Below are 13,829 nucleotides of genomic sequence, written 5' to 3'. Positions count from 1 at the left end.
GACGCGGTTTTACTTCTCGCTCTCGGTCTGGATCTTTTTGATGATATTGGTCGTGGAACAACCATCTTCGAAGTTCAGCACCATGACTTCACCGCCGTTGGCCCAGACCTCTTCGCTGCCCGCGATCTCTTCCGGCTTATAGTCGCCGCCTTTTACCAGCAGATCCGGCAGAATACCGGCAATCAGTCGTTGCGGCGTATCCTCTTCAAAAGAGACAACCCAGTCGACCGACTCCAGCGCGCCCAGCACGATCATACGCTGTTCGAGCGGATTAACCGGACGGCTTTCGCCTTTCAGACGTTTAGTCGAGGCGTCACTATTGACCGCAACAATCAGGCGGTCGCCCAGTTTGCGCGCGTTCGCCAGATAAGAGACGTGGCCCGCGTGCAGAATATCGAAAACGCCGTTGGTCATGACCACTTTCTCGCCACGCTTACGCGCGCTGGCGACGGCCTGTCTCAACTCCTCTTCGATCATGACGCCGAAACCGGTATCCGCGCGTCCGCGCACTGCGTTTTCCAGCTCAATAGGGGAAACCGTTGACGTCCCGAGTTTACCTACCACTACGCCCGCCGCCGCATTGGCGAAATAACACGCCTCCTCCAGGGTATTTCCCGCCGCCAGCGTCGCCGCCAGCACGCCGATCACCGTATCGCCCGCACCGGTAACATCATAAACTTCCTGCGCCTGCGTCGGCATATGTAGCGGCGCTTTATTCGGTTGCAGCAGCGTCATTCCCTGTTCGGAACGCGTGACCAACAGCGCGGAAAGGTCGTAATCGGCAATGAGCTTCATACCGCGTTCAACCAGTTCGTCTTCGCTTTTACATTTCCCCGCGACAGCCTCGAATTCAGAAAGGTTTGGCGTCAGCAGCGTGGCGCCGCGGTAACGTTCAAAATCCGTTCCTTTCGGATCGATGAGCACCGGCACGCCCGCCTGGCGCGCCAGGGAAATCATAGTCTGCACGCTGGTCAGAGCGCCTTTGGCATAATCGGACAATACCAGCGCGCCGATCGATCCCAGCGCCTGGTTGATACGCTCATGCAACGGCTGCGGGTCCACCCCCTCAAAGCCCTCTTCAAAATCAAGACGAATGAGCTGCTGATTACGTGATAGCACGCGCAGTTTGGTAATCGTCGGATGCGTCGGCACAGAAACGAAGTCGCACTTCACATTGACCTCTGCCAACGTTTTGCTCAGCGCGCGCGCGGCGCCATCAATACCCGTCAGGCCGACCAGACGGGCGCTCGCTCCCAGAGACGCAATGTTCATCGCCACGTTCGCCGCGCCGCCCGGACGTTCCTCAACGGTATTTACCTTAACCACGGGCACCGGCGCTTCCGGTGAAATACGGCAAGTGGGGCCATACCAATAGCGATCCAGCATTACATCACCCACAACCATGACGCCTGCACGTTCAAACGCTGGCAGATTTACTTTCATTCCTGTCTCCTGAGAGATTCAAAATTTGCGCGCGATAATAGCATAATTCAAACGGCTACCAGCCACTTCCGCCAGCTTGCCTGCACCAGCGCGCGCTCTTTGCTAAAACACGTCTGCGCCACATGACCGGGAAGCTCCTGCAACGCCAGGTGGTGCAGTTCATCACGCAGTGTGGTGTAGGCTACCGTCAGCGCCTGCGCCTCGTGTTCATCCATAATGCCGTTTTGCGCCAGAAGTTCCAGGATGCGCACGTTATCAGACCAGCGCGTTAATTTAGGTTTTTCATGAGCGTAGCGCAGTACCAGATATTGCGCGATAAACTCAATATCCGTAATACCGCCTTCATCAGCTTTAATATCAAAACGATCGCGATACTTATTGCCGAGATGCGCCCGCATTTTCTCGCGCATTTCACGCACTTCAGTCTGCAATGTCTTACCGTCACGCGCCGTCGTCATGATAGTGCGGCGCACCGCATCAAACTGTGAGGTAAGCTGCGGGTCGCCATATACCACGCGAGCGCGTACCAACGCCTGATGTTCCCAGGTCCAGGCTTCATGCTGCTGATAATCGGCAAACGCGTCCGCTGAAGTCACCAGCATTCCAGCCGCACCAGAGGGGCGTAGACGCGCATCCACCTCATACAAAATGCCGGAGGAGGTGCGCGTACTGAACAGATGCATAATGCGCTGCGCCAGGCGCAGATAAAACTGCCGCCCGTCGATTTCGCGTTCGCCGTTGGTCATGACGTCCATCGGACAGTCATGCAGGAAGATGAGATCCAGATCGGAACTGTAGCCCAGCTCCCATCCGCCCAACTTGCCATAACCGACAACCGCAAACCCCCGCCCCTGGCGCTCGTCCAGATGCGCTGGCTGACCATAACGCGCAACCATTTGCGTCCACGCCTGCTGCACCACAGCATCAATCATCGCCTCCGCCAGCCATGTGAGGTGATCGCTCACTTTCATCACCGGCAGCGTACCGGCAATATCCGCCGCCGCAATCCGCAAAAGCTGTGCCTGTTTAAACTGGCGTAATGCCTCCAGTTGTTGTTCTTCGTCTTCTTCCGGCACGCGCAGTAAATATTGACGTAATTCGTCGCGGTAAGCGTCGGTAGCCGTCGGCTGATAAAGCGTGCCGGGGTCGAGCAGTTCATCAAGCAACAACGGATAACGCGCCAATTGGCTCGCTATCATTGGCGAAGCGGCGCAGAGCATAATCAGGTGTTTCAGCGCGCCGGGAAATTCGCTCAGCAGCTCCAGATAGGTGGTGCGAGTGACAATCCCCGCCAGCAACGGCGTTATCCGCGATAGCGTAACAGCGGCGTCTTCGCGAGAACAGACATCAGCAAGCAGGTGCGGCATCAGTTGGTCCAGCACTTGCCGCCCGCGCGGGCCGATAGGGCGTTTATCCAGTTCCTTACGGAAGTCAGCGATGAGGGTCAGAACTTGTCGCCGATCCTCATCGGCTAAATGCGCCAGCACTGGCGTCGAATCATCCTCCTGTAGCGCATCCTGCCATACTTCACGCCACGGCTCTGAACGTTCTTCCTCCTGCGGGGTATCGGCTTCATCATCGCCAATTAATTCGTTGAATACGCGGCGTACATTAGCCATATGATCCGTCAGTTCGCCAACAAGCTGCGGCCAGTTCTCCGCCTTCATTCCCCAGGCCAGCCGCGCCCGATTCAGATCGTCGGCAGGCAACGTTTGCGTCTGTTCGTCATTGATGCTTTGCAGCAGATTCTCCAGACGACGTAGAAAAAGATAGGCCACGCGCAGTTGCGCCACGTCATTCTCAGGCAGCAAATGCAGCGCAGCGATAGCATCCAGCGTTGGCAGTAACGAACGCGACTGTAGCGACGGCTCGCGCCCGCCGCGGATGAGCTGGAATACCTGCACGATAAACTCAATTTCACGAATACCGCCCGCGCCAAGTTTAATGTTGTCTTTCAAACCGCGGCGTCGCACTTCGCGGGCGATCATCCCTTTCATATTACGTAGCGACTGGATGACACTGAAATCGATATAGCGGCGGAAAACGAAAGGCCGCAGCATGGCGCGTAATTCACGAGACCAGGCGTCGTCGTTATCGCCCATTAGCCGCGCTTTCACCATAGCGTAGCGTTCCCAGTCGCGTCCTTGCTCCTGATAGTAATCCTCCAGCGCGGCAAAACTCAGTACCAGCGGGCCGCTGTCGCCAAACGGTCGCAGGCGCATGTCCACCCGATAGACAAAACCATCCATTGTGGGCTGATCCAGCGCTTTGATCAGCCGCTGCCCGAGACGCGTAAAAAACTGGGCGTTATCGAGTTCACGACGCCCGCCCCGGGTCTCGCCATGTTCCGGCCAGGCGAAAATCAGATCGATATCAGACGAAAAATTCAGTTCGCCGCCGCCCAGCTTGCCCATGCCTAAAATCAACAGCGGCTGCGGAACGCCCTGCGGGTTACAGGGGGTTCCCCATTCGCGGCAACAGGCGGCATACAGCCAGTCGCGCGCCCCCACAATGAGCGTCTCCGCCAGATGGCTCAACTGTTGTAAAATAGTCTCATCGTCCACCAGCGACAGCGTCTGCGCCCAGGCGATGCGTACCATGATGCGACGACGAAAAAGCCTCAGTTCACGCATCAGCGAGGCGTCGTCACAGACACCTGCCAACGCCTCCTGTAACCAGCCAGCATAATGTCGCCATTCATCAGCCTGCGGCGATGCGGATTCCAGTTCGGCAAGCCACTCCGGATGCGCTATCACGCTATCCAGCGCAAAATCGCTAAATGTAAGTACTGACTTCGCCTGCGCGCTAAGCGATGTCTCAGTAAATCCTTCTGGTAGGCGCTCAACAACGGTCTGCCAGTACTGCGATAAGGGTGAAGAGAGCGGCGTCATTTAGGGGATATCCTTTAAATAATGCCGGATGGCGGCGTTTCGCCTGATCCGGCCTACAAGTCCGCATACCGTAAGCCTGATAAGCGCAGCGTCATCAGGCGCTTTCTACGGTTCTGATTATCGTTTTCCGCTGTGCAACCAGAACGGCTGCTGGTTAATGGCCTCATTACGGAAATGTTCAATTTCAATACGTTGTCCGGTAAGAATGGCGTGACGCAATCCCTGCCAGTTTTCCAGCCATGCCTGCGCGACCATCGCATCATAATACCCGGCCAGCAGTAAAACGCTGTCGATATCGCGAGTCAAACGCGGCAACTGGTCGCGATACTTATCACCCAGCGGTTGTCCAAAAACTTTTTTTAATTCAGCAGCATGACGAGAAAGATGAATGTCGGCGAAACGCTTAAAAGAATCGGCCATTTTGGCCTGCGCCTTCGCGTCCAGAAATGGCTGCCAGGCTTTCGTCACCAGCCATTCCGTCAATGCCAGTTTCGCCATCGCCGTTTGCGTACTATAAACGGCTGTGACGGCGGACACCGCGGATGTCATCGTCGCTTCCGCCTGGGTAAGTAGATCACGTAAGTGAGCGCTCGCTTTACGTGGAACAATGCCCCCAAAAAGCATTAAGGCATGGCGCACTAATCCCATAGCATCCAGCACGTGTTCTTTCGCCGACTCGTCGCCGCGCAGCCAGAGCTCTTCATGGTACTGCCACTGTGACAACGCCAGATCCAGCGAGGCCTCCAGCCCTTGCTCTACCGTGGCTTTCGCGGCGGTCCGCAGAATTGCCGTTGGTGTATTCTCTCGCGGCGCATTCCCCTGCGCCAGGTGATAACCTCGCGCCGCCTTACTCAGACTGCCCTGACGCAAACCGGTTTGCGACAGCAGTTGCTTCGCCAGTTTTAACACGGCGCGCGTATCGCCGCGAAGCAACTCAAGCTCCAACTCACAAATCGGTTCGGCAAACTCGCCCGCTTTTACGTCGCCGAGATCGAGCGCAATTTCAATCCTGCTGCCGTCAACGTCCAGACACCATTTTTCCCGGTAAAAATCGGTACTGAACAGCGGCTGTACGCTTGATGCCAGGCCGGCGGGCAGGTTGCCATCCGGCCAGACCTCCGCCGGAAGTTGCGTCAGATCCAGCACGGGTTCGCTTAGCGCGACATTGTATTCGGGTCGCTGGTGCAGCCCGCCCGTTACCCGGCCGGCAATTTTCATGGTCATTTCATAGCGCCCATTTTCACCACGAATACGCAGCCCCATATCATGGCGGCGTAGCCAGTTATCAGGCGTTTCGAAGTAGATATTCAGCAACTGGCTGGGCGCATGATGCTCGCCGCCGAGCGTATGAAGATGATTTCGCAGCGCATCTACGGCGTCGTGATTGACGATAAACTTTAATTCGATTTCCTGAGCCATGGCCTTGTACTTATGGGTTATGTCACATCTGGGAAGATTCTTGGCGAACTTACCCGCATTATTTTTGTCAGTAGATAGTATTTTGCGCCAAATTGCCATGCAACGAGCAATTTGACGGGCGTAAAAGTTTGACGTAGCGGCAAAGGCGACACAGATGATTCCGATTGATGTCGACTACTTTGCGTAGCGACACTGATGCCGTTACTATCGTTCCACTTTCTCTGACAATAACGACAGCCTGATGCCAAAATTACGCCTGATTGGACTAACTTTACTTGCGCTTAGCGCCACCGCCGTCTCTCATGCTGAAGAGACGCGTTACGTTTCTGATGAACTGAATACCTGGGTCCGCAGCGGTCCGGGAGATAATTATCGCCTTGTGGGTACCGTCAACGCCGGCGAGGAAGTCACGCTCTTACAGAGCGATGCCAACTATGGTCAAATTAAAGACAGTTCTGGTCGTACTGCCTGGATACCGTTAAAAGAACTGAATACCACACCAAGCCTGCGTACCCGCGTGCCGGATCTGGAAAATCAGGTCAAAACGTTAACCGATAAACTCAACAATATTGATACCACGTGGAATCAGCGCACCGCCGATATGCAGCAGAAAGTGGCGCAAAGCGACAGCGTCATCAACGGGCTAAAAGAAGAGAACCAGAAGCTGAAAAACGAGCTGATTGTCGCGCAGAAAAAAGTTAGCGCCGCGAATCTGCAACTGGATGACAAACAGCGCACCATTATTATGCAGTGGTTTATGTATGGCGGCGGCGTATTGGGTATTGGCTTGCTGTTAGGGCTGGTGCTGCCGCATATGATCCCAAGCCGTAAACGCAAAGACCGCTGGATGAACTAAATCGCCTTCTCTGCGGCACTGTCTTATCATTAGAGGATGATCGTTTTTAAAAGGAAAGTGGCGTGAAGATTTATCTGGTCGGTGGTGCGGTTCGGGATGCGTTGTTAGGGCTACCGGTTAAAGATAAAGATTGGGTCGTTGTCGGCGCCACGCCGCAGGAGATGCTTGATGCGGGCTACCAGCAGGTAGGCCGTGATTTTCCTGTGTTTCTCCACCCGCAAACTCACGAAGAATATGCGCTGGCGCGTACCGAGCGTAAATCCGGTTCCGGCTACACGGGCTTCACCTGTTATGCCGCGCCGGACGTTACCCTGGAAGCCGACCTCCAGCGTCGCGATCTGACCATTAATGCTCTGGCGCGCGACGATGACGGCCAGATTATCGACCCTTACCACGGGCGCCGGGATCTGGAGGCGCGTCTACTGCGACATGTCTCTCCCGCGTTTGGCGAAGATCCCTTGCGCGTATTGCGCGTGGCGCGTTTTGCCGCCCGTTACGCTCATCTTAGTTTCCGTATCGCCGATGAAACACTGGCGCTAATGCGCGAAATGACCGCGGCAGGCGAGCTGGAACATCTGACGCCGGAACGGGTATGGAAAGAGACGGAAAATGCGCTTACCACCCGCAATCCGCAGGTTTACTTCCAGGTATTGCGCGACTGCGGCGCCCTGCGCGTCCTGTTTCCGGAAATCGACGCCCTGTTTGGCGTGCCCGCGCCGGCAAAGTGGCATCCGGAAATTGATACCGGAGTTCATACGCTGATGACGCTGTCGATGGCCGCCATGCTCAGTCCGCAGCTTGATGTCCGTTTCGCCACGCTTTGTCATGACCTGGGCAAAGGCTTAACGCCGAAAAACCTCTGGCCGCGCCATCATGGTCACGGCCCGGCGGGCGTGAAACTGGTCGAACAGTTATGCCAGCGTTTGCGCGTCCCCAATGACCTGCGTGATTTAGCTAAACTGGTCGCCGAATACCATGATCTGATCCACACCTTTCCGATACTCCAGCCGAAAACGATCGTTAAGCTGTTTGACGCCATTGATGCATGGCGTAAACCGCAGCGCGTCGAGCAGATTGCGCTGACCAGCGAGGCCGATGTCCGTGGACGTACCGGATTTGAAGCGTCTGATTACCCGCAGGGGCGCTGGCTGCGCGAAGCCTGGCAGGTGGCGCAGGCGGTACCGACGAAAGAGGTGGTGGAGGCCGGATTTAAGGGCATTGAGATTCGCGAGGAGCTGACGAAGCGACGAATTGCAGCGGTCGCCAGCTGGAAAGAGAAGCGCTGCCCGCCCCCCGCCAGCTAAACGCCATCCGGCACGATAAATTGCCTGATGGCGCTGCGCTTACCAGGCCGACAAAACAGTTAGGCCGGACAAAGCGGTACGCCGCCATCCGGCACGGTCAATCATCAGAAGAAGACGACGTAAACGGCAGCCGCCACCACAAAGCGGTAAATCGCAAACGGAATAAACGAGATACGCTTAATCAGTTGCAGGAAGGTCTTGATGGCGATCAGCGCCACCACAAACGCCGTCACAAAGCCCACCGCGAACATTGGAATATCCGCTGCGGTCAGGAATGACCAACTTTTGTAGAGATCCAGAACCGTTGCGCCCATCATCATCGGCACAGCCAGTAAGAACGAGAACTCAGAGGCGGCGTAACGGCTGACGCCCATCAGCATCCCACCGGAAATGGTCGCTCCGGAACGCGAGAAGCCCGGCCACAGCGCCAGGCACTGGAAACAGCCAATCATAAACGCCTGACGATACGTCATATCATCCAGCCCCGGCGCGCGCGGTTCTTTCGGCTTCAGGCACTCGGCGGCAATCAGCAACAGACCGCCTACCACCAGCGCGTACATCACGTTAATTGGGTTAAATAGCGACTTGATCGTGTCATGAAAGACTAACCCCAGCACCACCGCCGGAATCATGCCCAGCAGGATGTGAATCAACGTTAATCGACCTTTACTTTCACCTTCACGCTGTAGCGGGCGGCCAAAGTGAATACCGATGAGACCAAACAACCGCCGCCAGAACATCACCACGACCGCCAGAATAGATCCAAGTTGAATCACCACTTCGAATGTCTTGGCCGTATCGCCTTCAAACCCCAGCAGATGACCCACAATAATCATATGGCCCGTGCTGGATACCGGCAAAAACTCCGTCAATCCTTCGACCACACCCAAAATTGCCGCTATCAGCAGCGAGTGCATATCGCTCATCAATAAACCCCTAAAATGAAAAACACTGCAAAAATGGATCTCGCGTTAAGACCCCATATATAACCGTTTGGTTTAAAAAATATAAAATTATTTATTTTTATTTCAGATTATTGCCACGCTCAATAATTACCCCTACGTTCGCCGCGCGCGCGACGGCGCCAGGCTTGCTCAGTTTGATGCGAACCCACGGAGAATTGAATCGGCTAAGCAGTAGATCCGCCACCTCTTCCGCCACACGCTCGACCAGAGCAAAACGCCCGCCTTCAACATGATTTATCACCGTGTCGGCGATATCCGCGTAACTTAGACAATCTGCGACATCATCGCTTTTCGCCGACTTGCGGTTATCCCATGCCATTTCGATATCGAACACCAGTTTTTGCTCGATAGTCTGTTCCCAGTCGTAAACACCGATAGTGGTGATTACCGAAAGTTGCTCTATAAATACAATATCCATCACGACCTGCCTGCTTTTTGGCTAACCCGGATACCACTTCCGGCGAAATGTGCGTATTATCCACAGAAATAGTAAATAAAACGACACTTTCAATACGGAACAGCTTATGAGTGCAATCGCGCCTGGAATGATCCTCTTCGCGTACCTCTGCGGCTCAATTTCCAGTGCCATTCTGGTTTGCCGCATCGCCGGGCTGCCCGATCCGCGTGAAAGCGGCTCCGGCAACCCGGGCGCGACGAACGTATTACGAATCGGTGGCAAGGGAGCGGCTGTCGCGGTACTTATTTTTGACATCCTTAAAGGCATGTTGCCCGTCTGGGGCGCGTATGCGTTAGGCGTTACCCCTTTCTGGCTGGGGCTTATCGCTATCGCCGCCTGTCTGGGACATATCTGGCCGGTCTTTTTTGGCTTTAAAGGCGGGAAAGGCGTAGCAACCGCGTTTGGCGCCATTGCGCCCATCGGCTGGGATTTAACCGGCGTCATGGCTGGCACCTGGCTGCTGACGGTCCTGTTAAGCGGTTATTCATCGTTAGGGGCGATTGTCAGCGCCTTGATTGCGCCGTTTTACGTCTGGTGGTTTAAACCGCAGTTCACCTTCCCGGTATCGATGCTGTCATGTCTCATTTTGCTGCGCCATCATGACAACATCCAGCGTCTGTGGCGTCGCCAGGAGACGAAAATCTGGACGAAGCTAAAAAAGAAACGCCAGAAAGATTGAGCTGGAGCTGCGTCTGGAAGAGGGCCTCAACCGTCTGGGGCTCGGCCCACAAGGATGGACCGGCAATAGCTCGGTGATAGGCGTACATATCGAATCCGCCGCGCGTCACCCTTCCACCATTGGCGTGGTTAGGCGCGATTTTCGGCCTGATCTTCCTGGTGCTGCTGATCGTCTCCAGGCTGTTGTGGATGCCCATCGTTTTGCTGTAAATCCGTTGGGGCGGCATGATGTCGCCCCCTTTTTCCGCTTTTACGCCGCCGGCAGCTCGGCCAGCGGCCAGCGCGGACGTACCGTTACGCCAAGATCCGCCGTAACGCCCGCCTTAAACCGCACCATTCCGGCATAGGCGATCATCGCCCCGTTGTCGGTACAAAATTCCGGGCGCGCATAGAACACTTCGCCGCGGCGTTTTTGCATCATTTCGGCAAGCTTCGCGCGCAGCGTGCGGTTAGCGCTGACGCCGCCCGCCATGACCAGACGCTTAAAACCGGTGCTTTCCAGCGCGCGCTTGCACTTGATCATCAGCGTATCCACGACCGCATCTTCAAAAGCGCGCGCGATATCAGCGCGAGTTTGTTCGTCGCCGCCATTACTACGAATGGTGTTAGCGGCAAAGGTTTTCAGACCGGAAAAACTAAAATCCAGCCCCGGGCGATCGGTCATCGGGCGCGGAAAGACAAAACGTCCCGCCGTCCCCTGCGACGCCATTTTCGACAGCATCGGGCCGCCAGGATAATCCAGCCCCAACAATTTGGCAGTTTTATCAAACGCTTCGCCGGCGGCATCGTCAATCGACTCTCCCAGCAGTTCGTACTGACCGATTCCGGTCACGCTAATGAGCTGCGTATGTCCGCCGGAGACCAGCAGCGCCACAAACGGGAATTCCGGAGGGTTATCTTCCAGCATTGGCGCCAGCAGATGACCTTCCATATGGTGTACAGGAATAGCTGGCACATTCCAGGCAAATGCCAGCGAACGCCCGACAGTTGCGCCGACCAACAGCGCGCCGACCAGGCCCGGGCCTGCGGTATAGGCCACCGCGTCGATATCGCTCGCCGTCAGAGCGGCTTCTTTTAATGCCGCCTGAATCAGCGGCACGGTTTTACGCACATGATCGCGGGAAGCCAGTTCAGGCACTACGCCGCCGTAATCAGCATGTAATTTCACCTGACTATACAATTGGTTGGCTAACAGACCTTTTTTGTCGTCGTAAATAGCGATGCCGGTTTCATCGCAGGATGTTTCAATACCCAGTACACGCATGACTTGTTTTACCTCGCTCTAATACCGCGCAGTGTAGGTCGAATGCGGGTGGATGTATACCCTCAGTCCCGACTTCGTGTATACTCCCTCCCCTTATAAAAGTCCCTTTCAAAAAAGGCCGCGGTGCTTTACAAAGCAGCAGCAATTGCAGTAAAATTCCGCACCATTTTGAAATAAGCTGGCGTTGATGCCAGCGGCAAACCGAATTAATCAAAGGTGAGAGGCACATGCCGGTAATTAAAGTACGTGAAAACGAGCCGTTCGACGTAGCTCTGCGTCGCTTCAAGCGTTCCTGCGAAAAAGCAGGTGTTCTGGCGGAAGTTCGTCGTCGTGAGTTCTATGAAAAACCGACGACCGAACGTAAGCGCGCTAAAGCTTCTGCAGTGAAACGTCACGCGAAGAAACTGGCTCGCGAAAACGCACGCCGTACTCGTCTGTACTAATCTTTTGAGAGCGGGCTGCTCTCAATTCAGATCGAGTTGTAGTTGTAAGGCCGTGCTTCCGAAAGGAATGCGCGGCTTGTTTTCGTTTATGCATTAGCATATACACAAAATCATTCATGCTGCGTCCAGGCGGCAAGAGAGCAAGTCCCCGGCGCTTACGCAAGTCAGCGACAGGGGTGAGCAAACGTAGCCAACACTACGGCAGCCTGAAGAATGACGTGTATAAAAGGGGCATATGGCTGGACGAATCCCACGCGTATTCATTAATGACCTGCTGGCGAGAACCGATATCGTCGATCTGATCGACGTGCGCGTAAAACTCAAGAAACAGGGCAAGAACTATCACGCGTGTTGTCCATTCCATAATGAGAAAACCCCTTCTTTCACCGTAAACGGTGAAAAACAGTTTTATCACTGCTTTGGATGCGGCGCGCATGGCAATGCGATCGACTTTTTGATGAATTACGACAAGCTCGAATTTGTCGAAACCGTCGAAGAATTAGCGGCCATGCATAACCTGGAAATTCCCTATGAAGCAGGCACCGGGCTTAGCCAGATAGAGCGCCATCAACGGCAAAACCTCTATCAGTTGATGAATGGTCTGAATGACTTTTATCAGCAGTCGCTTACCCATCCTGCGGCAAAACCTGCGCGTGACTATCTGCAAAAGCGCGGTCTGAGCGCTGAAATTATTCAGCGTTTCGCCATTGGCTTCGCGCCGCCTGGTTGGGATAACGCGTTAAAGCGCTTCGGTAATAACAGCGATAACAAGGCATTGTTGCTGGATGCCGGAATGCTGGTCAATAACGAGCAGGGCAGCACTTACGATCGTTTCCGTAATCGGGTCATGTTCCCTATTCGGGACAAACGCGGCAGGGTGATTGGTTTTGGCGGTCGAGTTCTGGGGAACGACACGCCGAAATACCTTAACTCTCCGGAAACGGACATTTTCCATAAAGGCCGCCAGCTATATGGTCTTTATGAGGCTCAGCAATATAGTGCTGAACCGCAACGCTTGCTTGTGGTCGAAGGTTATATGGATGTCGTCGCACTAGCGCAATACGACATTAACTATGCGGTCGCCTCGCTGGGTACCTCAACCACGGCAGACCATATGCATATGTTATTCCGGGCGACGAACAATGTAATTTGCTGTTACGACGGCGACCGGGCTGGCCGTGATGCCGCCTGGAGAGCGCTGGAAACAGCAATGCCTTATATGACCGACGGTCGGCAGGTACGCTTTATGTTTTTACCTGACGGCGAAGACCCGGATACGCTGGTGCGTAAAGAAGGCAAGGCGGCTTTTGAAGCGCGGATGGAGCAGGCGCAGCCGCTCTCTACGTTTCTGTTTAATAGCCTCCTGCCGCAGGTGGATTTAAGCTCGCCGGATGGCAGCACGCAGTTAGCCGCGCTGGCGCTGCCGCTCATTAATCAGGTGCCTGGCGACGCGCACCGTATTCAGCTGCGCCAGACGTTGGGGCTGAAGTTAGGTATTTTCGATGATAGTCAGCTTGATCGTTTAGTGCCAAAACAGGCGGAAAGCGGCGTTTCCCGCCCGGCTCCGCAGCTAAAACGCACGACCATGCGTATACTGATAGGATTACTGGTGCAAAATCCGGATCTCGCGCCGTTAGTGCCGCCCTTAGACGCGCTGGATCAGAATAAGCTGCCTGGACTTGGCTTATTTAAAGAATTGGTCAAAACTTGTTTGGCTCAGCCAGGTCTTACTACCGGACAACTTCTGGAACTCTACCGTGGCACAAATGATGCTGCGACCCTTGAAAAATTATCGATGTGGGACGATATAGCAGATAAGGCGATTGCCGAAAAAACCTTTACCGACTCACTCAACCATATGTTTGATTCGCTGCTGCAACTGCGACAAGAAGAGCTGATCGCTCGCGATCGCACTCATGGTTTAAGCAGCGAAGAACGCCGAGAGCTCTGGACGTTAAACCAGGAGCTGGCCAGAAAATGAATTTAACGGCTTAAATGCCGCATATCGATCGGGAAGCCCCCGACAGCCGCAGTGAGAGGCAGCGGCCAAAATATAAGTATGCCCTCGCTTTAAATGTCGACAGCTATACCGTCGACACCAATCAAACG

General features: G+C 54.8%; 11 protein-coding genes and 1 pseudogene. 6 read left to right on the top strand and 6 right to left on the bottom strand.

Annotated features, from left to right (window positions below):
• Positions 1-9 precede the first annotated feature (9 nt).
• The 3 genes from hldE to HU143_RS03580 form a co-directional block, all read right to left on the bottom strand.
• On the bottom strand, positions 10-1,443 hold the full coding sequence (hldE, locus tag HU143_RS03590; RefSeq protein ID WP_195184461.1) for a bifunctional D-glycero-beta-D-manno-heptose-7-phosphate kinase/D-glycero-beta-D-manno-heptose 1-phosphate adenylyltransferase HldE: 1,434 nt from the start codon (positions 1,441-1,443) through the stop codon (positions 10-12).
• A gap of 47 nt (positions 1,444-1,490) precedes the next feature.
• Positions 1,491-4,334, bottom strand: a complete 2,844-nt coding sequence (gene glnE, locus HU143_RS03585; protein ID WP_023226570.1) for a bifunctional [glutamate--ammonia ligase]-adenylyl-L-tyrosine phosphorylase/[glutamate--ammonia-ligase] adenylyltransferase — start codon at positions 4,332-4,334, stop codon at positions 1,491-1,493.
• A gap of 117 nt (positions 4,335-4,451) precedes the next feature.
• Positions 4,452-5,753, bottom strand: a complete 1,302-nt coding sequence (locus HU143_RS03580; RefSeq protein ID WP_000046224.1) for an inorganic triphosphatase — start codon at positions 5,751-5,753, stop codon at positions 4,452-4,454.
• A 241-nt stretch (positions 5,754-5,994) separates the two neighbouring features.
• On the opposite strand from HU143_RS03580, the gene HU143_RS03575 reads away from it, so the two are divergent.
• Together HU143_RS03575 and HU143_RS03570 are read left to right on the top strand one after the other, a co-directional pair.
• Complete coding sequence (locus HU143_RS03575; protein ID WP_001125344.1) at positions 5,995-6,609, top strand: TIGR04211 family SH3 domain-containing protein; 615 nt, start codon at positions 5,995-5,997, stop codon at positions 6,607-6,609.
• Between the two features lie 62 nt (positions 6,610-6,671).
• Positions 6,672-7,913: a multifunctional CCA addition/repair protein gene (locus tag HU143_RS03570; RefSeq protein WP_023226571.1), complete on the top strand. Its 1,242-nt coding sequence runs from the start codon at positions 6,672-6,674 to the stop codon at positions 7,911-7,913.
• A gap of 104 nt (positions 7,914-8,017) precedes the next feature.
• Here HU143_RS03570 and bacA read toward each other — a convergent pair whose 3' ends face one another.
• Together bacA and folB are read right to left on the bottom strand one after the other, a co-directional pair.
• Entirely contained in the window at positions 8,018-8,839 is an 822-nt protein-coding gene (bacA, locus tag HU143_RS03565) for an undecaprenyl-diphosphate phosphatase (RefSeq protein WP_001281933.1), read from the bottom strand.
• Positions 8,840-8,936: 97 nt separating this feature from the next.
• The gene (gene folB / locus HU143_RS03560; protein WP_000355776.1) at positions 8,937-9,296 is read right to left on the bottom strand and encodes a bifunctional dihydroneopterin aldolase/7,8-dihydroneopterin epimerase; all 360 of its coding nucleotides are present in this window, start codon (positions 9,294-9,296) and stop codon (positions 8,937-8,939) included.
• Positions 9,297-9,402: 106 nt separating this feature from the next.
• On the opposite strand from folB, the gene plsY reads away from it, so the two are divergent.
• Together plsY and HU143_RS03550 are read left to right on the top strand one after the other, a co-directional pair.
• Positions 9,403-10,014, top strand: a complete 612-nt coding sequence (plsY, locus tag HU143_RS03555) for a glycerol-3-phosphate 1-O-acyltransferase PlsY (RefSeq protein WP_001272784.1) — start codon at positions 9,403-9,405, stop codon at positions 10,012-10,014.
• Positions 9,998-10,141: pseudogene (locus HU143_RS03550) on the top strand (fumarate hydratase); the annotation flags it as partial. The gene plsY and the pseudogene HU143_RS03550, both read left to right, overlap by 17 nt.
• Positions 10,142-10,263: 122 nt before the next feature.
• On the opposite strand, the gene tsaD reads toward HU143_RS03550, so the two are convergent.
• Positions 10,264-11,277, bottom strand: coding sequence for a tRNA (adenosine(37)-N6)-threonylcarbamoyltransferase complex transferase subunit TsaD (tsaD, locus tag HU143_RS03540; protein ID WP_023200351.1), 1,014 nt, complete (start codon positions 11,275-11,277; stop codon positions 10,264-10,266).
• A 227-nt stretch (positions 11,278-11,504) separates the two neighbouring features.
• Between tsaD and rpsU the strand changes: the two genes are divergently transcribed.
• Both rpsU and dnaG read left to right on the top strand, forming a co-directional pair.
• On the top strand, positions 11,505-11,720 hold the full coding sequence (gene rpsU / locus HU143_RS03535; protein ID WP_001144069.1) for a 30S ribosomal protein S21: 216 nt from the start codon (positions 11,505-11,507) through the stop codon (positions 11,718-11,720).
• Positions 11,721-11,955: 235 nt separating this feature from the next.
• Complete coding sequence (gene dnaG, locus HU143_RS03530) at positions 11,956-13,701, top strand: DNA primase (RefSeq protein WP_000918865.1); 1,746 nt, start codon at positions 11,956-11,958, stop codon at positions 13,699-13,701.
• Positions 13,702-13,829: the final 128 nt, after the last annotated feature.

The sequence above is a fragment of the Salmonella sp. SJTUF14076 genome (assembly GCF_015534835.1).
Lineage (GTDB): Bacteria > Pseudomonadota > Gammaproteobacteria > Enterobacterales > Enterobacteriaceae > Salmonella > Salmonella enterica.
This window is presented reverse-complemented; position numbering and strand designations above follow the sequence as displayed.